Origin of the sequence: Pseudoalteromonas sp. KAN5, assembly GCF_022846535.1 — a bacterium.
GTDB lineage: Bacteria > Pseudomonadota > Gammaproteobacteria > Enterobacterales > Alteromonadaceae > Pseudoalteromonas > Pseudoalteromonas haloplanktis.
The window spans coordinates 3,495,001-3,515,595 of record NZ_AP025589.1 but is presented as its reverse complement, the minus strand read 5'-3'; the positions used below and the strand labels follow the sequence as shown (position 1 = coordinate 3,515,595).

The following is a 20,595-nucleotide window of genomic DNA, read 5'->3' as shown; positions in this document are numbered from 1 at the left end:
CTAGTTAAACTCGCACATCAATTAAAGTACCAAGTACTTCATCTGCGGTTTGAATTGATTGCGTATTGGCTTTGGCATTAAACTCCTCAACTTTTAAGTTTACCAAAGCCTCGTCTATACGGGCAGGCTGCGATACCGGCGCAGTTACGGCCTCTTCTGGGCGAGCGGCTTGTAGTTGACGCTGCTGAGCCAGCTGAGCATCATCTTGTTGTTCAATGCTGGCGCGATTTATTTCTGCGCTGGCTTTTTCAATACCCTGACTGGCACGATTAAAGCCTTCAACACCGTTATTAAATATAGATCCTATTGGCATGCTACACTTCCACCAATTGTAGATTGATTAATTATCGCTCATAAAACAGCCAAAATAAAGCTTTTCCTACGGAGTTTTTCGAGCCTTTCTAGAGTTACTTTTTAAAGCATTGATTTGATGGCGGATAAAAATTCTCTTTTATGAGAGATAAAAGGTGCGTGGGATGCTTTATCTATTACTTCGTACTCAAAGTCACTGTTTAATGCCTGCATTTTAGCTACAGCGCGGTATGGAACCAACGCATCTAAGCGACCAAACACAGCGCGAATTGGCACGGGACAATTAGCAAAAGCCTCACGTAAATCATCACGCTGCAAAATATCTAAACCACCACTTAAGGCACTTCCTTGCGGGGCTGGGTATTCATTTAACAGCTTTTTCAGTTGTTTTATATCATCACGAGCACTGTCACTCCCCATAGCTTGGATCGCCAAAAACCGTTCTATGGTTTTTTCACGATGCGTGACTAACTGCTCTTTAAAAGCAGCTAATACATTACTTTTAATACCAGGCCAATCATCACTCTCTGCAAAAAATGGGGTTGACGCAATTAAGAGTACTTTGGCTACTTTTTCAGGCCAATGTTTCGCAATATACATTGCAAATAAGCCCCCCAGTGACCAACCCATTAGCGTCGAATTGGCCTGCAACTGCTCACTTAATTGCTTTGCGGCATCATGTAAATTGTAAGGGAGCGGACATTGGTGGTTATTCCCATATCCAGGTAAATCTAAACACCGTACAGTCCCGCTGTGTAAAAACTCTAACTCAGGTAAAATCACTTGCCACACACCTTGGTTCATTCCCCAACCATGTAATAGCACTAACTCATTTTGCATTTTAGCAAACCCTCATCCAAACTTAGGGCCCATAATAGCGTTTAAAGGAATGAATGCAATGACTGCTTGTAAGCAATATATTCGACAGTTAGGTGATTGGTTTTTCCCTTCCTTTTGCGTGCAATGCCAGCACGTTGTTAACAGTAATTCTAGCCTATGTGAGCAATGCTTAGCAGACTTGCCACTACTCGATTTACGTAAACATCCGAATTTATTGTATCGCCCTGATATAGTCGAGCTGTTCCCAGATTGCCAGTTCGATCATCTATTTGCTTGTGCTTGGTATCGTTCTCCATTTGATAGCTGGCTTACACAACTAAAATTCAGTAATCAAATCCATTATAAAAAAGCATTATCGTTAATTATTAGCCTACAATTAGCCATTAGTAAGCAGCATTGTGAGGTGTGGCCTGAGCTTTTTATTATTTTACCTTTGCATCAGCAACGCTTTTTAAAGCGAGGTTTTAACCAAGTTGCACAATGTTGGCTGCCATGTTTAGTTGATGAAAACATTGATAGCCATAGTTTACAGCGCACGAAAAAAACACAAGCACAGTCATCTCTCAGTAAGACCAAGCGGATTAAAAACTTACAGGGGGCATTTATGTGCAATACCGATATGACAGGAAAAACCGTGGCTATTGTTGATGATGTGATGACGACAGGAGCCACACTTAATGCCGCTACTGTCGCACTTAAAAATGCTGGAGCTAAGCAAGTTTGGGCTTTTGTAACCTGCTTAACACCATTAGGATCTAGTACTTAATCAGCATTCGCTCTAAATGTATGACCAAAGAACAATGCATTGCTCAATAATCGGCTAGTACCATACCAATACCCTCTAAATACGGGATTATCTGTCATACCTATTACATTGCCGCGCCCATAAGAGTGAGCGACCAAACCTGCTGCACCAGCAACTTGCTCTACATTTACGTCATCGGTGAAACCAGCAAGTAACGGATTCTGTGTGTACTGCAATACATTTACAAACGGTGCAGATGACATTTCCAATAACCAGGTACTATTTTTAAATACTGGTAAAGTGTCACGCTGTAATGAAAAAGTGAGTGGGTGAGTTAAATCAACTTTCGTATTAAAGATTGCCCCAGCGATACGCTGGCGCCCTGCTAGGTGATCTTTATCGCCATAATGCAAGCCATCCGTTTTGAAGGCGCTGGCAACATCCCGGCGTGATAAATAAGAGGTTTTTAAAAGTTGTTGATCGACTAAGAACTTCGCTCCGCCTTTATGTCCCCAGATAACGCCACCTTTACGCACCCAAGTTTTAAGTGCCACTTTGTCAGCATCTGACAACTGATTATAGTTACCATGCGCCAAAACAATATGGCTGTAGTCACTAAGCTCTAAATTACCCAAGCGCTCCATTTCAACTATGGTAGGCGCTACACCTACAAAGCGGTCTAAGTAATACCATACTTCACCGACTTCATATTGGCTCGTTCCTTGTCCGCCGACCAATAACACTTTAGGTGCTTTAACTACCGCAAGTGTTCGTGATCCTAAATCGGCTCCTTGTGATGTCAAGCCTGAAGTAATTGGCGTAATAGCAATACCAAACTCAGTTTGAGCACTGTTTAATAACGACACCCATTGTGGATTTGTTTGGATCCCTGCAGGAACAATAATACTGCCCGCAGCAAACTCTTCTGTGCTTGTAAGCGACTTAGCCGATAATGGACTTAATGCAACACGTGCTTGTACACCTTGCTGCAATAACTTATTAAGCATTTTTGGGGCTAAGTAATTATCCCACTTAAAGCCAAACGCATACTGCGCATTCAAGACTGGCAATTGTGGTTGTTGTGGCTGCTGCCATGCATCATTGCTAACATCCAAGCCCCAACCACTTTTTATCGCCGCAAACTCTAAGTTAAAAGCATGAGCCAAGGTCCAACCTGAAACGTCATAAAATGTATTATCAACAAAGCGTTTTTGTTCACTGAAAATAGCTTTTACTAAACGAAATTGTGGCTGTGCAAGTGGGACAAAATAGCTTGATGCTGAAAAACTCTTACCATCTGCTTTTACTGCTTTATTAAGTGGGTATGCCTGAATTTGATGCTGTTTTAGTAAGTCTAAAAACAACGCCATGCGCGCAGTATCAGCACCACCTTGAACTACGTACCCTTTATAATCTTCATCATTGGCAAGCTCGATAGCATGATTATAAAAACTGGCTTGATAATCAAGTAATGCCTGACGGTTATCTATCGCGGCCTGAAATGTAGATAGACTGGTAAGCAGCTGATTCTTAATTGTGAAAGGGAAAGTTAAAGTACCGTTTTGTGTTTCCTGTACATGACCCCGCGAGCTAGCTTGTTCAAATAAAATGCCCACACCACCATTTACATCTGGGTAGGTAGAGCCTTTGCCATAGTAAAAATCATCAAAGCTTTCTTCAGTAAAATATAACGCATTATGTTCATCTAATGTTTTTGCATGGTAGTTACCGATCGCTTTAGTGAGGCTCACATTTTCATCCGGCGTAATTGGGTGTTTGCGCGATGGGATGCCTGGCTGAAAGAAAAAAGTGCTGTTTGGCCCCATTTCATGAAAATCAGTTAAAATATTAGGCTTCCAATGATGAAATTTGGCAATCCGTGCCCGTGATTCTGGATGCTGTAATAATAACCAATCGCGATTTAAATCAAACCAATAATGGTTAGTACGACTACTTGGCCAGCTTTCAATATGCTCTCGCGTTTGTGGATCAGACGATAAGTTCATGCCTCGGTTACTATTCGCCCAATTCGCAAAGCGTGCTAAACCATCGGGGTTTAATGAAGGATCGAGTAAAATAACCGTATTATTTAATAATGTATCAATTTCTTTACCTTGTGCAGCAGCTAAATAATACGCCACCAACAAGGCTGAATTACTACCTGATGATTCATTACCATGGACGCTATACCCCATCCATACTACTGCAGGCTGATCGGTCTCTTTGGTTTTTTCTGGATCAGCTAAACGCGCTAAATGTGCCTGACGTAGTTGCTCCACATTTGGTAACTTATTAGCAGCAGTGATAGTAAGCATCACCAATGGACGCTGTTCATGAGTACGGCCAATCACTTCAAAGTTAATTCGGTCACTCTTGTCTGCCAATATCTCCATATAACGTACAAGTTGATCATGACGTACGTGCCACTGCCCGACTTCATAACCTAAAACCTGCTCTGGGGTAGGAATTGTTGGATCAAATTTCACATCATTATTAAAATAATAGGAAAGCGGTTGCGCTAAACAAGAAAAGCTCAGCAATAGTGTAAAGATTGTTATTATCAAACGCATAGAAAACACTCAGTTAATGATCAATGTTTGCACGCTACCATTGCTTAAAATAGATGCCAAATTTTTACGCTCAACACTGGCGACAACGCGATGAGCGGAGTATGATACTCAGTATCTAGTCAAGAATAGTCTGAATTCCGTTTTATGATATCTATTTCCGAAACCGCACAATCGCATTTTGCAAAATTATTAGCTGACCAAGCTGAGCAAACAAATATTCGTGTATTTGTTGTAAACCCTGGCACATCACAAGCGGAATGTGGTGTTTCGTATTGCCCTGAAGATGCAGTAGAAGCCACTGACATTCGCCTTCCTTTTAACGGTTTTGATGCTGTTGTTGACGCTGAAAGCGCGCCATTTTTGGAAGAAGCTGAAATTGATTTCGTTACCGATAAAATGGGCACGCAGTTAACACTTAAAGCCCCAAATGCCAAAGCCCGTAAAATAGGTGATGACGCAAGCCTGAACGAGCGTATTCAACACATGCTCGAAACTGAAGTGAATCCTCAGCTTGCTAATCATGGTGGTCAAGTAAGTCTTGTTGAAGTAACGGCTGAAGGTATTGCTGTACTGCAATTCGGTGGCGGTTGTAATGGCTGTTCTATGATCGATGTCACGCTAAAAGAAGGCATTGAAAAAGAGATGGTAGCAAAGTTTGATGAAATCACCGGGGTTGCTGATATCACAGACCACAAAGCTGGTGACCATTCTTACTATTAATCGCCCATCATAATGTTAAAGCAGCTGATATATCGCTTAGGCTCTGAACCTAAGCTCAGCTTAAAGCGCTTTTTACGCGGCCTAGCACTGTTTGTGCTGGCCGTGTTATTTATTGCCCTCGGCTATTATAGCCACTACAGCTTACAAATCATCGGCTTAGTAATTTTAACCATCGCACTGTTCTTCGCTGCGTGGGGTTACCTTGGTATTTTTGCTAATCGATTCTCGCAGGTTCTAGATAGGCAAAATTCACGCCCAGAAGAAGATCCTGATCTTTGGAAGTAGGTTCTAGGTTCTATGTTCTATGTTCTATGTTCTATGTTCTATGTTCTATGTTCTATGTTCTATGTTCTATGTTCTATCAAAATGCTGACATACAAAGATTGCGGGAGCCAGAGTTTATGATGAGTGAGCGCCTCACGCAGTGACGACGACCATCGGGTTATACCAATCGACTTAAATATTTAACCATTCTAGCGGGCTAAATAAAGCGCTAACTGCGTTATAAATTTTTCATGTAGAACAACTACATGTCAAAATTTATGCCTTGTTATCACGCCATTTATCTGTCGCTATAAATGGTCAGTAACTTAACACGATTGGTATTAGCCCATTCTTTGCACTCACTGAATTTTAGGCATAAAAAAACACTCATTAAGAGTGTCGATTCATTCTTACATTTTATTTCAGTGGTTGCAGGAGCCAGAATTTATGAAGAGCGAACCAACGACCTTCGGGTTATGAATAGCCCATTCTTTGCACTCTCTGAATTTTAGGCATAAAAAAACACTCATTAAGAGTGTCGATTCATTCTTACATTTTATTTCAGTGGTTGCGGGAGCCAGAGTTTATGAAGAGCGAACCGACGACCTTCGGGTTATGAATGGCCCATTCTTTGCATTCTCTGAATTTCAGGCATAAAAAAACACGCTTTAGGCGTGTATGTTTAATATTACTATTTTTATTTCAGTGGTTGCGGGAGCCGGATTTGAACCGACGACCTTCGGGTTATGAGCCCGACGAGCTACCAGGCTGCTCCATCCCGCGCCTGAAATATTAAGTGTTATTTTACTTCTTACTTAATTAAAGAAGTCAGCCAACTCTCTAAGAAAATTGGTTGCGGGAGCCAGATTTAAAACGACTACCTTTGCTGGCTAATGAAGAGCTGAGACCGACAAGCTTTTCCTTAACTTACATTCTACAGTAACCTCAAGCCTCTAAAGGAAATTGGTTGCGGGAGCCGGATTTGAACCGACGACCTTCGGGTTATGAGCCCGACGAGCTACCAGGCTGCTCCATCCCGCGCCTGTATATTTTAAGTCTATCGACTACTTATTTTAATCTCTTAAGTTAGAGTTTTACAGCACCAATCTTAAATAAAAGAATTGGTTGCGGGAGCCGGATTTAAAACGACTACCTTTGCTGGCTAATGAAGAGCTGAGACCGACAAGCTTTTCCTTAACTTACATTCTACAGTAACCTCAAACCTCTAAAGGAAATTGGTTGCGGGAGCCGGATTTAAAACGACTACCTTTGCTGGCTAATGAAGAGCTGAGACCGACAAGCTTTTCCTTAACTTACATTCTACAGTAACCTCAAACCTCTAAAGGAAATTGGTTGCGGGAGCCGGATTTGAACCGACGACCTTCGGGTTATGAGCCCGACGAGCTACCAGGCTGCTCCATCCCGCGCCTGTATGTTTAGAGTCCCAGAGCCGGATTTGAACCGACGACCTTCGACTTCAGGTTTAAGCAGTCCGGCGAATGATTTATCATTCTGCTCCATCCCGCGCCTGTAATTTCTTCTTAACAGTTTCGTGTTATTTGCGAGCCTGTTTCGAAGAGAGCGCTATAATATAGTAATCAAATTAGAATGCAACTGTTAAACCACTTAAAGCAGTTTAACCGCACAAAAAGCAAACAAACAGAGCGATTAAACAGCTCTTTGATGTGGATTTATCATTTTTTGCCATTCCCAATCAGGGTGACCCATTACTATAAAATCAGGGTTCTCTGTACTCTCACGCTGATTGTAGGTTAGCGGGTTAAACTCAGCATCAGTAATACACCCACCTGCTTCTTCAACGATGATTTGCGATGCGCCCGTATCCCACTCACCCGTTGGTCCTATTCGTAAAAAACAATCAGCTTTACCTTCAGCGACAATACAAGCCTTTAGGGAGCAAGACCCCACAGCAACCGTGGTAAACTGCATATTCAGGTACTGACTCACTGCTTCAATCTTTTGGCGACGGCTGACCGCTAAGGTTAGGTTATCAGGAGTAGCAACATTAATTTGTTGATCTTTACCATCAATACGCTTAAAGGCACCATTTTGATAACTGGCAAAATAAGTGGTTTCTTTCGCAGGCCAATAGATCACCCCAAGTACAGGGCGATTGTTTTCAATCAGAGCGATATTAACAGCAAAATCACCGCTTTCTAAAATAAACTCTCCTGTGCCATCCATTGGATCGAGCAACCAGTAACGCTGCCAGTTTTGTCTGTCAGCTAAAGCTGGGATCGGTGTTTCTTCCGACATGATAGGAATATCAGGCGCCAATGCTTTTAACCCGGCAACCAATACATCATTAGCAGCTAAGTCGGCTTTAGTTACGGGGGTATGGTCTGACTTTTCTTGCTGGCCAATATCATCTTTCTTGTAAATTGCCATAATTGCAGCACCTGCACTTTGTGCAAGTTCAATGCATGGCTCAAGTAATTCAATCATTCGCAGCTCCTACTTCTAAATACTTAGTTAATAATAGCAAAGCTGCAACGCTTCGTGCTTCTGTGAAATCGGATTGCTGTAATAATGACTGCCAATCAGTTAATGGCCACTTAACAACCACTAAAGCTTCAGGCTCATCGCCTACTAAAGCCTCAGGATACAGTTGTTGAGCAAACAGTATGTGCATAGTGGCATTAAAATAACTGGGCGCCATAGACACTGTTTTCAGTGTTTGTAATTGCTCAGCACCGAAGCCCACTTCTTCTTTTAACTCTCGATTAGCGGCTTGCTCAGGAGTTTCACCTGGGTCAATTAGTCCTTTCGGGAAACCAAGTTGATAGTCATTAGTGCCTGCGCAGTATTCACGTACCAACAATAATTCATTGTCAGTGGTTAATGGCACAATCATTACTGCGCCTCGGCCACCGCCGCGGATCCGCTCATATTGACGCTGTTCGTCATTTGAAAACTTAAGCTCAAGTGATTCCACCGTAAATAGGCGGCTTTTAGCAACCACTTCGCAGCTAAGAATTTGTGGTGGTGTTGGGTGCTTTTTCTGTGTCATTGGCATTAATTTGCTATCATGGCAGTTAGTTTAATAATAAACCCTATGAGATGAAATTCCTATGCTAAATTGGTCGAAAATCGATACAGTACTGTTAGATATGGATGGTACTTTACTCGATCTCCATTTTGATAATTACTTTTGGCTAACGGTGATCCCCGAGCAACTCGCCATTGCTAAAAATATCAGTTTAGCGCAAGCCCAAGCAGATATTCTCAAACGCTATCAAGCAGTCAGCGGGCAAATTCAGTGGTATTGCTTGGAGTACTGGGAACAACAACTTAACCTGCCAATCATGGAACTAAAACGCCAACACCAGCATTTGATCAAAGTACGTGACGATGTGCCTGAGTTTTTAACGGCACTACGCAAAGCTGGTAAAGAATTAATATTATTAACCAACGCGCATCCAGAAAGTGTGATGCTCAAATTTGAGCAAACCGACATAGATAATTATCTCGATGGGGTGATCTCAACGCATCAATATGGTGTAAGTAAAGAACACCAACCATTATGGCAACAAGTACAGGCAGAATTAGGTTTTGAGAAACAACGAACGTTATTTGTCGATGATAGTTTAGCAGTGCTAAATGCCGCTAAAGAGTATGGTATAGGTCATTTATTGGCGGTTGCTAACCCTGATAGCAAACAACCGCACAATGAACTCAGAGATTATTTAAACGTGACTGATTTTCGCACGCTGCTTCCCTAGCTTTTCGGGTAGCGAGCCTCTAAGCCTTGGTAAACAAGCTTTGCGAAATCAGCATGCTCAGTATCAAGGCTCTTTACCACCTCGACTAAATGCTCGTTATCTTCTTGACCATGCCAAACTTTAATATAGCTACCATCCTTATAACCATGATCTTGGCGGAAGAAATTAAGTGTATTTTTACCAACATAGCCACGATATAAGTCATCAATATCCATGCCTATTTGCGCCATACAACCTGCAAAAGCAGCCGCATTAAAGGTTTTATCAGCAACCGCTGATGCTGCTAAAATTTCTAGCGTCTGTTTAAAATCATTGGCTTGTTGCGGTGCGCTTAACTGTTGCTCAAGCTGCTTAGCCAGCTCGGTGTAACTGGTTACTCCGTCGATTCGTAGTGATAAACCAAAGTGAAAAATATCGACAAGCTCTAGAATCACTTGCTCTGTATCTGGTGTTTGCTTTTTCCACCACTTCCAACCGTAGTGATCAAGCATTTCAGCACATTCAACCCAGATCGCGCGATACCACTCAAACCCTTGGCTAAACCACTGATCATGAACTTTGGTATTCATGGCATTTTGCATTTCTAGCATCACCACTAGTTTATTTAAATTGGCAGACATTTCGATCCCAGTTACTCTATTTAATTACGGTTAATAGTACAGGTATACACAAATCAGCTCAAGGAGCGTATTGGAGGAAAAGCTTTGTACTGTTACTCTGTAAACTTCACTATTAAAATAACTGAAATAAGGTGGTCTATGTTTAAATCTATTGTACTTGCATGCACATTCTTTGTGGCAAGCTTTGCTAATGCTGCGACTGCAACCAATATTGCCTCTGCTGCTGAAAAAGTAAGTCCATTAATGCCCGGCTTAACAATTCCAGCTTTAACGCTAAAAGATAAAGACGGTAACAATGTTGTTTTAGCTGAACGCTTCGCAGAAAAAACCACTGTTTTAATCGTATACCGTGGTGGTTGGTGCCCATACTGCTCTAAGCAACTGGCTAATGTACAAAAAATTGAAGCTGAGCTAGCGGAGTTAGGCGCACAAATTATCGCGGTTTCACCTGATAGCCCTGAAAAACTGGCTGAAAGTAAAATTGATTCACCAAACTATCAGTTACTATCTGACGATAGTCTGATTTTAAGCCAAGCACTTGGCTTAGCTTTTTATCTCGATGATAAAACAGCAACCATTTACCGCAATAAATTAGGGGTTAATTTTGTGTCTCTTGATGGCAAAGCAAAGGTCGCCTTACCGGTTCCAGCCGTTTTTATAATTGATAAAAAAGGCTTGGTGCATTTTCAGTATGCAAACCCAAATTACAAGGTTCGCTTAACCGAAAACTTATTATTAGCAGCCGTGAAATCGGTATCTGAACAGTAAATAATTACTTAGCAGAGAGCCTCAGCTCTCTGTTTACTTTCCAGATGCGAACTCTTGCCACGAATTAATTAAATCAACAAAATCTTCAAAACCGCAGCCACTGCTCAAGCCGCTTTCTTCTAGCATTAGCTCATCATCTTGATAGGCTAACAAATCTTCTGAATCTTGGTGTAGTGCATGTGCTTCAAAAATCGCTTCGTCTTTATTTAAAATCAAATCAATTTCTTGCCCCTGTAAAGTTAAAGGCTCAAAACTTGTGGCAACAGCACTGATCAAAGCCTGTACCATAGCTATTTTTTCTTTGCCGATTTCTTCATTCAGCCAACGGCCAATTACTGCATGTTCACTGCTAATTTTAATACGTAAGCCACTTATTGGATCACGTATAAATTGATATTCCATAACTTTACCTAAATACATCTCATGCCTAGGATTATACCCTAGTCAGCTGTGAATTAAGAAAGCCAGATACAAAAATAGCGCTATAAAGCGCTATTTTCTTAATTAGAATTGCTACCGATAGGTTTTAAAGCGTGCGGCATCAATAATCGCCCAAATGTAAACGATAGGAAGTAAAATAAAGCCAATCGCAACATAAATAAGCGCACCGCTAATAACCCAAGCGAGGAAAAAACCAATCGCTGCCATGATCCTGCCTTGGACTAATTGCCCAAGACCTGGAAAAAAGATATTACAAATTGCCGCAATTACATTACCGCCTGAACCTTGCTCTGCCATGTTAACCTCAATTTATTAATTTGATTTTCTTATTAGATACTTACACACATCGTGCCAATTCTTTAACTCATTAACTATCAAAAAGTTACAACAAACCTAGCTAATAAAGTTTCTCCTTTAATAGTGGTTTTTACTAAATATCAGTCAAATTGGCTACAGCAAATATTGCTTACAACAATAGCTTAGCTAAAAAGCACTGCGAATAGAACAAAGAACTTTTTGAAATTAACTGTTTATAAAAACAGTATTTTATTTAGCCTAACAAAAACACCTGTTATACTGCTCACAATATTGATTGAAAAGGCGTGATGATGGACGTTTCAGAATTACTCGACGGTTTAAATGATAAACAACGGGATGCCGTAGCTGCTCCACTGCAAAATATGTTGGTGTTGGCAGGCGCAGGCTCAGGAAAAACTCGAGTACTGGTTCATCGTATCGCTTGGCTTATGCAAGTAGAGCAAGCCTCTGCTTACAGTATTTTTGCAGTAACCTTTACCAATAAAGCCGCCAAAGAAATGCGCACGCGTGTAGAGCAAGCCCTTCAAGCGCCCGTAGGTGGTATGTGGATCGGTACTTTCCATGGTTTATCACACCGTATTTTACGCGCCCATCACCGTGAAGCTAATCTGCCTGAAGCATTTCAAATTTTAGATTCAGACGATCAGCTACGAATGATCAAACGCTTATTAAAAGCCATGAATATCGATGATAAAAAATGGCCCGCAAAGCAATTCGGTTGGTATATCAGCGCAAAGAAAGACGAAGGCCTACGTCCAAAAGACATTCAAGCCTATGATATTAACGAGCAAATGATGCTCAAAGTTTATACTGCTTATCAAGAAGCGTGTGACCGTGCAGGCTTAGTTGACTTTGCCGAAATTCTGCTACGTAGTTTTGAAGTACTAAAAAACAACCCAACCTTGTTGCGCCATTATCAGCAACGCTTTGCGCACATGCTTGTAGACGAGTTCCAAGATACCAATACCATTCAATATGCCTGGCTAAAATTACTCGCTGGCGACACCAATAGCATTATGATTGTTGGTGATGATGATCAAAGTATTTATGGTTGGCGTGGTGCAAAAATTGAAAACATTAAACGCTTTTTAACTGACTTTGAAGCCGAAACAATTCGTCTTGAGCAAAACTACCGTTCAACAGCTACCATTCTAAAAGCATCCAATGCGCTTATTCAAAACAATTCCGAGCGCATGGGTAAAAGCCTCTGGACCGATGGTAATGATGGCGAGCCAATCTCAGTGTATGCCGCCTTTAATGAACTCGACGAAGCACGCTTTGTTAGTAGCAAATTACGTAGCTGGCTCAATGCCGGCAATGCACTGCAAGATGCCGCAATCTTATACCGTAGTAATGCGCAGTCGCGGGTACTTGAAGAAGCTATGTTACAAGAAGGCTTAAAGTACCGTATTTACGGCGGTATGCGCTTCTTCGAACGTCAAGAAATCAAAGACGCCCTTGCTTATTTGCGCCTTGTAGGGAACCGCCAAGATGACGCAGCCTTTGAACGGGTTATTAATACCCCAGCGCGCGGTATTGGTGATAAAACACTCAGCCATATACGTGATTGCGCTCGCGCTGAATCATTGCCACTTTGGTATGCGGCTAAAGCCATTATTGAACAACAGCACTTATCAGGGCGTGCCGCCAGTGTTGTTACTAAGTTTGTTGAGTTGGTTGAACATATTGAAGATAAAATTAGCGATCTCACATTAGAAGAGCAAGCCAAATACGCAATTCAAACATCCGGCTTAATGGCGATGTACCAAGCTGAAAAAGGCGAAAAAGGCCGTGCGCGAGTAGAAAACTTAGAAGAGCTTATTAGCGCGTGTGGTCAGTACGAACTACCTGAAGATGAAGAGTTTAGTTCACCACTACAAGGATTTTTAGCGTATACCTCGCTTGAATCCGGTGATGGTCAAGCAGAAGAACATGAAGATGCAGTGCAAATGATGACATTGCACTCAGCGAAGGGCTTAGAGTTTCCGCTGGTATTTATGGTCGGTGTTGAAGAAGGCATGTTCCCTTCTCAGCAAAGTAATGAAGAATCTGGTCGCTTAGAAGAAGAACGTCGCCTGTGTTATGTCGGCATGACTCGCGCAATGGAAAAACTCTACATAAGTCACGCTGAAAGTCGCCGCCTCTATGGGCAAGAAAAATACCACAGTCCATCACGTTTTTTACGTGAGATGCCGGAAGATTGTATTGAAGAAATTCGTATCAAAACCCAAGTATCTCGCCCGCCAGCAGCAGGACGCTTCAGTTCATCAGTAAGCCATGCTGTTTTTGAAGAAAGCGGCTTTAATTTAGGGCAACGCGTGTTACATGCTAAGTTTGGTGTGGGTACTGTGATCAATTATGAAGGCAGTGGCGCGCAATCACGCGTACAAGTTAACTTTGATGACTTTGGTAGCAAATGGTTAGTAACAGTGTATGCACGACTGCAAGCTATTTAGCCCGCAATTTGCAACATTTCTCACGCAACTTGCCTATGCAAAACATAGGCAATTACTGCTAATTACTGGCGAGCAAAATTGGTGTTACCAACAAGCCAACGAATTATACCAGCAATTGAATCCGACCCTGTGCAAAGTATTATCAAACAATGACGATCTGACAAACAGCAGTTGGCCTAAACATACTCATCAAATACTGGGCCAAGAATTCCAACATGTTATTTATGATGGCTTTAGTGGGCTAGTACCAGACAAACTCGCAGCACTAAGTGGAACTGTCCAAGCTGGCGGCTTATTCATTTTACTCTTGCCAGAGCTTGCTGACTTACAACATTGGTGCGATCCTGCTCTAGAGACTTTTCAATCATTTGCTCAACAACGCCAGCACAGCTACTTTAATCAGCGTTTAGCTCGTTTGCTCAGCGATAACTCTCTGCCACATTTTAACCAAACTAGTGGCTGGCAGCGGTTACCTAAAGTTAGCCCTAAAGCGGGTGTAATTTCACTGATAGAGCAGCAGTATTGTATTGAGCAAATAATTAAAACGGCAACAGGAAGAGCAAATCGCCCGTTATTGATCAGCGCTGATCGGGGCCGAGGAAAATCCGCTGCATTGGGATTTGCAGCTGCAAAGCTAAGCGGTAAAGATATAATTATCTGTTCACAGCAATTTTCAGCGCTGCATAGCAGCTTTAAACACTTTGCTGACGAACAAGGAATCGATTATCAAGCCCCACAAAAACAACTCGCTAACTTACGTTACATTGCTCCCGATCAATTATTAAGTGAGTTGCCTCAGTGCGATGTACTGTTGGTTGATGAAGCTGCAGCAATCCCTGTGCCCATGCTTATCAAAATGCTCGATCATTACCCACGAGTAGTATTTGCCAGCACTATGATTGGCTATGAAGGAAATGGTCGTGGTTATACTTTACGCTTTAGGCGCTACTTAGAAACACACTTTAAAAATATGCGTAGTGTTAATCTAGAGCAACCAATTCGTTTTGCTGCAGCTGATCCGCTCGAACAACATATTTGCAAATTACTGGCCCTAGATGCCGACTACAAAAATACTGAGCTTGATAGCGCTACACTACAGTTTACTGAACTAAAAGCGGCTGAATTAGCCAGTGATGAAACATTACTTCGCCAAGTCATAGGGCTGTTATCATTAGCGCACTATCAAACCAGCGTGAATGATTTGCGCCACCTATTGGATGCCACAGCCCAGCGTATTTTTGCCTGCCAACAACGCAATACACTTATTGGAGTATGTTTAATTGCTATTGAAGGTGGTTTAAATACCGTAATAAGCAAACAGATCGCCAGTGGCCAACGCCGGCCACAAGGACATTTAATGGCGCAAACCTTAGCACAACTAACTGTTGAGCCAAGTATACTCTCTTTAAACTGTGCCCGTGTGGTGCGCATTGCTATTGCACCATCCCAGCATAACAACAAGATTGGCTCAAAATTACTGGCGCATTGCGAGCAACAATTAGCCACCACTTGTCATTGGTTTGGTGCTAGTTTTGGCGCAAATGCTAGCTTACTAAGATTTTGGCAAACTGCGGGGTTTAATTTAATTAAACTCGGGTTCAAACAAGATAAAGCAACTGCAGAGCATGCCGCGCTGGTGCTCAAAAGTTTAAGTCATGACAACACCTTAAATGATCAACTCAAAAATGAATTTCAGGCCGACTTTGCATTACAACTACTCGATCATTTTAATCAGCTAGACACACAATTAGTTGAGCAAATACTTACAGCTTTTATACCACAACATATAGATTGCCATTTAGATAGACGATTAAAATCTTTATTAACAACAGACTACCAATTGCATGCCATTAAACCTTTACTGTGGCGCACACTTTGGTGCACACCTAGCAGCTTGTTCAATTGTGATGAAAATACCAAATGTCTTTTTATTAGGCTAATATTACAAAATTGGTCTCCACAAAAGGCACAAGCAGCCTTGCAGATCAATGGTAATAAATCACTCAACAAACAATTCAAACAGGTTGTAGCTAAATGGTATGAGCAATATTTACTTAAGAAATTACCTTAGTGCTGTTTTATTTCTTTTCTTTTTAAGCAGTCATTACGCCCATGCTGAAAAAAAACCGGTTATCAAGCTAGGAATGTCGACCGCATTAACAGGGCCTGCGAAACAAATTGGTGAACAACTGTATCAAGGTAGTAATGTTTATTTTAGCAAGATTAATAAAGATGGAGGCATCAATGGCGCTAAAGTATTACTCAAAGTTGCCGATGATGGTTACGAACCAAAACGAGCAGTAAGTAACACTCGCCAGTTTATTTATGAAGACAAAGTCGATGCTCTATTTGGGGCAATGGGCACGCCAACAAGCTTCGCTGTTTCTGCTTTACTTGAAAAATTACAAACACCTTATCTGATGCCTTACAGCGGTGCCGAATTTTTGCATTTCCAACCAAAAATAAATGTGTTTAACCTGCGTGCCAGCTATGAAGATGAAGCCGACGAACAAATAAAGCACCTTGTCAAAGAGAAGAATCACAGCCGTATTGGGTTGTTGATTCAAGCTGATGAGTTTGGCTTCGTCGTGGAGTCAGGGCTAAGAAAGTCACTCGCTAAATTTAACCTAAAACCAGTCAAGGTTGCGCGCTATCAACGAAATAGTCTTGATATCGCAAACGCCCTAAAAACACTTAAAGCCAGTGGCGTAACAGCCATTAGTTTAGTAGGTACTTATAAGCCATTATCAGAGTTTATAAATAATGCCTATGAGCAAAAATTTAACCCAGACTATACCAGCGTCTCGTTTGCTTCAAGTTCAGACCTATTTGCGCGACTGAAATACCCTAGTGAAGTAATGGTGACCGAAGTAGTGCCAAACCCACATAAATGCAACGTCTATTGGTGTCGTGAGTTTCTAAAAGATATGGCAGTGGCCAATATTAATAAACCAAATCGCATACACTTTGAAGGCTATCTGAATGCAGTAATATTTACCGCCGCCGCACAACGTTGCCCTCTACCATTACAAGAAAATTGCTTAATGCATCACTTGAATATAATTTTCAGTGAAGACCAGAAAATACATGCACTATTCATCAATAAAACAGATAAAAATAAACATATTGTCTATCGTTCTACGTTTTAACAAAATTACAGCGCTTTCTAAATAATGTTCTATTCTTAAGCTATCAATCTAGGAGATGAGGGCGGTATGGATTTAATTAATTTTAAAGTAGGTCAAAAGACGATTTCATTAAAAATTCTCGACATACTTTTAACTGAGCGCTTTGAAGATAATTTAACCTCATTACCAAACGATAATAAAAGTTTTATCGGTGTTAAAGACTACATGGAAATACCCACCCCTATTTTTGATTTGGGTATTATTCTCAATAAGAAATCCACTCAAGAGGCCAACCAATCGTTACTCGAAGTATTTAGTAAGTGGCAGCGTAAGCAACAAGACTGGTTTTCTTCATTAGAAAGTAGTATTAACCAACAAACAGTATTTAATGACAATATAGATTGTCAGCAATCGAGTTTTGCCAAATGGTATAAGAGCTTTAAAACAGATAATGAAGATCTACAAGCCATTATAGGACGATTTAGAATTCCACATGAGCACTTATATCAACGTGCGAGCGAACTTATTGAACTAACAAAATCAGGCCAAACTGAAAGAGCTAAAAAAGAGCTAAACTCTGAACGAAATAGCAGCTTTACTCAACTGATAAGGCTTTTTGAATCCGCAAAAGAGCAGTTAAGCCTAGATTACAAACCGATTATAATATTCACGACCAAAGACGGTATTAATCCACATATCGGGCTACTCGTCGATAAAGTAGAAGACAGTATCAACTACAAAAAAGAAGATGTAAAACCGCTCGATAAACTGACAGACGTTGGATTCGAGATCGACTCACAAACTAAAAATATGATGAGAGGACTTATCAAGCTTGAACAAAAACACAGCGTACTGATAGATCCCAGCGCTATCTTCAGACCTGCACACCTAATGAATCAACAATCAGAAGAAACCGAAGCATACGGGCTGTTTTAGTATTTTTCGAGTTTCGAGTTTCGAGTTTCGAGTTTCGAGTTTCGAGTTTCGAGTTTCGAGTTTCGAGTTTCGAGTTTCGAGTTTCGAGTTTCGAGTTTCGAGTTTTTCAAGATTAAAGTATGGGAGAGTGAAAGAGGCAAGCCGTTTTAAAGGTGTATGTTGCGCTCTGAGGAGTTCGTGGCGTTCTTTACCGTGGGTGTCCTCAACCCACGCTACGGTGTCCAGGTTGACACTGTGCGTCTGATAGCTGACGGCTGACAGCTGACAGCTGACTTTATCCCAGACAACAAAAAACCCGTCACATCGCTGTAACGGGTTTCTCTAATTTGGAGCCTGGGATGACGTAGTGCCTACAGCGGTAGAGAGCCACATAGCAAATGCTACGCTCTCATTGTCTGTGGCTTTATTTATCCATGAGTATCAGATACTCAACCCACGCTACGGTGTCCAGGTTGACACTGTGCGGCTGATAGCTGACGGCTTAACGCTGACAGCTATACTTTATTCCAGACAACAAAAAACCCGTCACATTGCTGTAACGGGTTTCTCTTATTTGGAGCCTGGCGATGACCTACTTTCACATAGCAAATGCTACACTATCATCGGCGCTGTTTCGTTTCACTACTGAGTTCGGCATGGGGTCAGGTGGGTCCAAAACGCTATTGTCACCAAGCAAATTGGGTATTAATCCGCTCTTGCGAGCCAATTAATTAAAATCTGGAAAATCTGATAATTGTTTTCTTACAACTTAAAGCTTATCGCTTACAGCTGCTAGTAAATCTACTTTAGTTGTCGCGATAAATCACGACCTACAATCTTAACTTCTGCGCTTAAACAGTCACATAAAAATCTGTCTGGAACAGATTTTAACGCACTTGTGCGGCTTTAGTCATTTACATGGACGTAAATGATAAAACGCGTTTGGCGTTGTATGGTTAAGCCTCACGGGTAATTAGTACAAGTTAGCTTAACATGTCACCATGCTTCCACATCTTGCCTATCAACGTTGTAGTCTTCAACGGCCCTTCAGAGACTTTAAAAGTCTAGTGAGAACTCATCTCGAGGCCTGCTTCGCGCTTAGATGCTTTCAGCGCTTATCAGTTCCGAACGTAGCTACCGGGCAATGCCATTGGCATGACAACCCGAACACCAGCGGTTCGTTCACTCCGGTCCTCTCGTACTAGGAGCAACCCCTCTCAATTCTCAAACGCCCACGGCAGATAGGGACCGAACTGTCTCACGACGTTCTAAACCCAGCTCGCGTACCACTTTAAATGGCGAACAGCCATACCCTTGGGACCGACTTCAGCCCCAGGATGTGATGAGCCGACATCGAGGTGCCAAACACCGCCGTCGATATGAACTCTTGGGCGGTATCAGCCTGTTATCCCCGGAGTACCTTTTATCCGTTGAGCGATGGCCCTTCCATTCAGAACCACCGGATCACTATGACCTACTTTCGTACCTGCTCGACGTGTCTGTCTCGCAGTTAAGCTGGCTTCTACCATTACACTAACCGTACGATGTCCGACCGTACTTAGCCAACCTTCGTGCTCCTCCGTTACTCTTTGGGAGGAGACCGCCCCAGTCAAACTACCCACCAGGCACTGTCCGTAACCCCGATTCAGGGGCCAACGTTAGAACATCAAAACTACAAGGGTGGTATTTCAAGGACGACTCCAACAAGACTAGCGTCTCATCTTCAAAGTCTCCCACCTATCCTACACATGTAGGTTCAATGTTCAGTGCCAAGCTGTAGTAAAGGTTCACGGGGTCTTTCCGTCTAGCCGCGGGTACACAGCATCTTCACTGCGATTTCAATTTCACTGAGTCTCGGGTGGAGACAGCGTGGCCATGGTTACACCATTCGTGCAGGTCGGAACTTACCCGACAAGGAATTTCGCTACCTTAGGACCGTTATAGTTACGGCCGCCGTTTACCGGGGCTTCGATCAAGAGCTTTGTCCGAAAACTAACCCCATCAATTAACCTTCCGGCACCGGGCAGGTGTCACACCGTATACGTCATCTTGCGATTTTGCACAGTGCTGTGTTTTTAATAAACAGTCCCAGCCACCTGGTCACTGCGGCTCCCGTCCGCTTAGAGAGTAAATCTCATCACAGATAGGAGCGTACCTTCTCCCGAAGTTACGGTACGATTTTGCCTAGTTCCTTCACCCGAGTTCTCTCAAGCGCCTTAGTATTCTCTACCTGACCACCTGTGTCGGTTTGGGGTACGATTCGGTATAATCTGAAGCTTAGAGGCTTTTCCTGGAAGTATGGCATCAGCAACTTCATCACCTTAGTGACTCGTCTCGTGTCTCAGTCTTAGCAACCCGGATTTTCCTAAGTCACCAACCTACTCACTTTCACATGGACTACCAACGCCATGCTTGCTTAGCCTGCTCCGTCCCCCCATCGCAATTATACCAAGTACGGGAATATTAACCCGTTTCCCATCGACTACGCCTTTCGGCCTCGCCTTAGGGGTCGACTTACCCTACCCTGATTAACATGGGATAGGAACCCTTGGTCTTCCGGCGTGCGGGTTTTTCACCCGCATTATCGTTACTCATGTCAGCATTCGCACTTCTGATACGTCCAGCATACCTCCCGGTACACCTTCAACCGCTTACAGAACGCTCCCCTACCACTCAAAATAAATTTTGAATCCGCAGCTTCGGTGCATAGTTTAGCCCCGTTACATCTTCCGCGCAGACCGACTCGACCAGTGAG

At 42.3% G+C, this 20,595-nt stretch carries 17 protein-coding genes, 3 tRNA genes and 2 rRNA genes (1 of these 22 only partly in view); 9 read left to right on the top strand and 13 right to left on the bottom strand.

Features of this window, described 5'->3' with window-relative positions; translation table 11 throughout:
• Positions 1–4 precede the first annotated feature (4 nt).
• A complete protein-coding gene (locus tag KAN5_RS15635; protein WP_244390074.1) occupies positions 5–313 on the bottom strand; it encodes a hypothetical protein in 309 nt (102 codons plus the stop codon).
• A gap of 101 nt (positions 314–414) precedes the next feature.
• Positions 415–1,152, bottom strand: coding sequence for a pimeloyl-ACP methyl ester esterase BioH (bioH, locus tag KAN5_RS15630; RefSeq protein WP_244390073.1), 738 nt, complete (start codon positions 1,150–1,152; stop codon positions 415–417).
• Positions 1,153–1,210: 58 nt separating this feature from the next.
• Between bioH and KAN5_RS15625 the strand changes: the two genes are divergently transcribed.
• On the top strand, positions 1,211–1,918 hold the full coding sequence (locus KAN5_RS15625) for a phosphoribosyltransferase family protein (RefSeq protein ID WP_244390072.1): 708 nt from the start codon (positions 1,211–1,213) through the stop codon (positions 1,916–1,918).
• Here KAN5_RS15625 and KAN5_RS15620 read toward each other — a convergent pair.
• Positions 1,915–4,467 (bottom strand): M14 metallopeptidase family protein, encoded by a 2,553-nt coding sequence (locus KAN5_RS15620; RefSeq protein ID WP_244390071.1) that lies wholly within the window; start codon positions 4,465–4,467, stop codon positions 1,915–1,917. The two genes, KAN5_RS15625 and KAN5_RS15620, sit on opposite strands and share 4 nt — an antisense overlap.
• Before the next feature lie 144 nt (positions 4,468–4,611).
• On the opposite strand from KAN5_RS15620, the gene nfuA reads away from it, so the two are divergent.
• Both nfuA and KAN5_RS15610 read left to right on the top strand, forming a co-directional pair.
• Positions 4,612–5,187, top strand: a complete 576-nt coding sequence (gene nfuA, locus KAN5_RS15615; protein WP_138555160.1) for a Fe-S biogenesis protein NfuA — start codon at positions 4,612–4,614, stop codon at positions 5,185–5,187.
• Positions 5,188–5,199: 12 nt separating this feature from the next.
• Entirely contained in the window at positions 5,200–5,472 is a 273-nt protein-coding gene (locus tag KAN5_RS15610) for a hypothetical protein (protein ID WP_016710136.1), read from the top strand.
• Between the two features lie 685 nt (positions 5,473–6,157).
• Here the strand turns inward: KAN5_RS15610 and KAN5_RS15605 are convergent.
• The 5 genes from KAN5_RS15605 to nudE form a co-directional block, all read right to left on the bottom strand.
• Positions 6,158–6,234: transfer RNA gene (locus KAN5_RS15605), tRNA-Met, on the bottom strand.
• Positions 6,235–6,415: 181 nt separating this feature from the next.
• Positions 6,416–6,492: transfer RNA gene (locus KAN5_RS15600), tRNA-Met, on the bottom strand.
• 309 nt (positions 6,493–6,801) lie between these two features.
• A tRNA-Met gene (locus tag KAN5_RS15595) sits at positions 6,802–6,878 on the bottom strand.
• 241 nt (positions 6,879–7,119) lie between these two features.
• Positions 7,120–7,917 (bottom strand): 3'(2'),5'-bisphosphate nucleotidase CysQ, encoded by a 798-nt coding sequence (cysQ, locus tag KAN5_RS15590; RefSeq protein WP_016710130.1) that lies wholly within the window; start codon positions 7,915–7,917, stop codon positions 7,120–7,122.
• Positions 7,910–8,482, bottom strand: coding sequence for an ADP compounds hydrolase NudE (gene nudE / locus KAN5_RS15585; protein ID WP_029216259.1), 573 nt, complete (start codon positions 8,480–8,482; stop codon positions 7,910–7,912). Before nudE ends, cysQ begins: the two co-directional genes overlap by 8 nt.
• A 61-nt stretch (positions 8,483–8,543) precedes the next feature.
• On the opposite strand from nudE, the gene yrfG reads away from it, so the two are divergent.
• Positions 8,544–9,194 (top strand): GMP/IMP nucleotidase, encoded by a 651-nt coding sequence (yrfG, locus tag KAN5_RS15580; protein WP_244390070.1) that lies wholly within the window; start codon positions 8,544–8,546, stop codon positions 9,192–9,194.
• Here the strand turns inward: yrfG and KAN5_RS15575 are convergent.
• Positions 9,191–9,814, bottom strand: coding sequence for a dUTP diphosphatase (locus KAN5_RS15575; RefSeq protein WP_244390069.1), 624 nt, complete (start codon positions 9,812–9,814; stop codon positions 9,191–9,193). The genes yrfG and KAN5_RS15575 overlap by 4 nt on opposite strands.
• A 138-nt stretch (positions 9,815–9,952) precedes the next feature.
• Here KAN5_RS15575 and KAN5_RS15570 point away from each other — a divergent pair, with 138 nt between their 5' ends.
• Positions 9,953–10,582 (top strand): peroxiredoxin-like family protein, encoded by a 630-nt coding sequence (locus tag KAN5_RS15570; protein WP_244390068.1) that lies wholly within the window; start codon positions 9,953–9,955, stop codon positions 10,580–10,582.
• 33 nt (positions 10,583–10,615) lie between these two features.
• Here the strand turns inward: KAN5_RS15570 and KAN5_RS15565 are convergent, their stop codons facing one another.
• Positions 10,616–10,984, bottom strand: a complete 369-nt coding sequence (locus KAN5_RS15565) for a YacL family protein (protein WP_138555936.1) — start codon at positions 10,982–10,984, stop codon at positions 10,616–10,618.
• Positions 10,985–11,095: 111 nt separating this feature from the next.
• A complete protein-coding gene (locus tag KAN5_RS15560; RefSeq protein WP_016710125.1) occupies positions 11,096–11,320 on the bottom strand; it encodes a hypothetical protein in 225 nt (74 codons plus the stop codon).
• 311 nt (positions 11,321–11,631) lie between these two features.
• Here KAN5_RS15560 and uvrD point away from each other — a divergent pair, with 311 nt between their 5' ends.
• From uvrD to KAN5_RS15540, 4 genes are all read left to right on the top strand, one after another.
• Positions 11,632–13,797 carry a DNA helicase II gene (gene uvrD, locus KAN5_RS15555; protein ID WP_016710124.1) on the top strand — a complete coding sequence of 722 codons (2,166 nt, stop codon included), beginning with the start codon at positions 11,632–11,634 and terminating at the stop codon, positions 13,795–13,797.
• Positions 13,775–15,868, top strand: a complete 2,094-nt coding sequence (locus tag KAN5_RS15550; RefSeq protein WP_244390067.1) for a GNAT family N-acetyltransferase — start codon at positions 13,775–13,777, stop codon at positions 15,866–15,868. Before uvrD ends, KAN5_RS15550 begins: the two co-directional genes overlap by 23 nt.
• On the top strand, positions 15,837–16,946 hold the full coding sequence (locus KAN5_RS15545) for an ABC transporter substrate-binding protein (protein ID WP_244390066.1): 1,110 nt from the start codon (positions 15,837–15,839) through the stop codon (positions 16,944–16,946). The genes KAN5_RS15550 and KAN5_RS15545 overlap by 32 nt, the downstream gene beginning before the upstream one ends.
• 66 nt (positions 16,947–17,012) lie before the next feature.
• A complete protein-coding gene (locus KAN5_RS15540; protein ID WP_016710121.1) occupies positions 17,013–17,861 on the top strand; it encodes a hypothetical protein in 849 nt (282 codons plus the stop codon).
• 558 nt (positions 17,862–18,419) lie between these two features.
• On the opposite strand, the gene rrf is transcribed toward KAN5_RS15540, so the two are convergent.
• Together rrf and KAN5_RS15530 are read right to left on the bottom strand one after the other, a co-directional pair.
• Positions 18,420–18,534 (bottom strand): 5S ribosomal RNA (gene rrf, locus KAN5_RS15535).
• Between the two features lie 258 nt (positions 18,535–18,792).
• Positions 18,793–20,595, bottom strand: a 23S ribosomal RNA gene (locus KAN5_RS15530); it runs 1,084 nt beyond the window's last position.

Excerpts from the sequence above, each read along its gene's own strand:
- KAN5_RS15560 (WP_016710125.1), bottom strand. The coding sequence starts at position 11,320 with ATGGCAGAGCAAGGTTCAGGCGGTAATGTAATTGCGGCAATTTGTAAT.
- nfuA (WP_138555160.1), top strand. The coding sequence starts at position 4,612 with ATGATATCTATTTCCGAAACCGCACAATCGCATTTTGCAAAATTATTA.
- KAN5_RS15635 (WP_244390074.1), bottom strand. The coding sequence starts at position 313 with ATGCCAATAGGATCTATATTTAATAACGGTGTTGAAGGCTTTAATCGT.
- KAN5_RS15540 (WP_016710121.1), top strand. The coding sequence starts at position 17,013 with ATGGATTTAATTAATTTTAAAGTAGGTCAAAAGACGATTTCATTAAAA.
- uvrD (WP_016710124.1), top strand. The coding sequence starts at position 11,632 with ATGGACGTTTCAGAATTACTCGACGGTTTAAATGATAAACAACGGGAT.
- KAN5_RS15550 (WP_244390067.1), top strand. The coding sequence starts at position 13,775 with ATGCACGACTGCAAGCTATTTAGCCCGCAATTTGCAACATTTCTCACG.
- KAN5_RS15610 (WP_016710136.1), top strand. The coding sequence starts at position 5,200 with ATGTTAAAGCAGCTGATATATCGCTTAGGCTCTGAACCTAAGCTCAGC.
- yrfG (WP_244390070.1), top strand. The coding sequence starts at position 8,544 with ATGCTAAATTGGTCGAAAATCGATACAGTACTGTTAGATATGGATGGT.
- KAN5_RS15570 (WP_244390068.1), top strand. The coding sequence starts at position 9,953 with ATGTTTAAATCTATTGTACTTGCATGCACATTCTTTGTGGCAAGCTTT.
- KAN5_RS15625 (WP_244390072.1), top strand. The coding sequence starts at position 1,211 with ATGACTGCTTGTAAGCAATATATTCGACAGTTAGGTGATTGGTTTTTC.
- KAN5_RS15565 (WP_138555936.1), bottom strand. The coding sequence starts at position 10,984 with ATGGAATATCAATTTATACGTGATCCAATAAGTGGCTTACGTATTAAA.
- KAN5_RS15575 (WP_244390069.1), bottom strand. The coding sequence starts at position 9,814 with ATGTCTGCCAATTTAAATAAACTAGTGGTGATGCTAGAAATGCAAAAT.
- cysQ (WP_016710130.1), bottom strand. The coding sequence starts at position 7,917 with ATGATTGAATTACTTGAGCCATGCATTGAACTTGCACAAAGTGCAGGT.
- nudE (WP_029216259.1), bottom strand. The coding sequence starts at position 8,482 with ATGACACAGAAAAAGCACCCAACACCACCACAAATTCTTAGCTGCGAA.
- KAN5_RS15620 (WP_244390071.1), bottom strand. The coding sequence starts at position 4,467 with ATGCGTTTGATAATAACAATCTTTACACTATTGCTGAGCTTTTCTTGT.
- bioH (WP_244390073.1), bottom strand. The coding sequence starts at position 1,152 with ATGCAAAATGAGTTAGTGCTATTACATGGTTGGGGAATGAACCAAGGT.
- KAN5_RS15545 (WP_244390066.1), top strand. The coding sequence starts at position 15,837 with ATGAGCAATATTTACTTAAGAAATTACCTTAGTGCTGTTTTATTTCTT.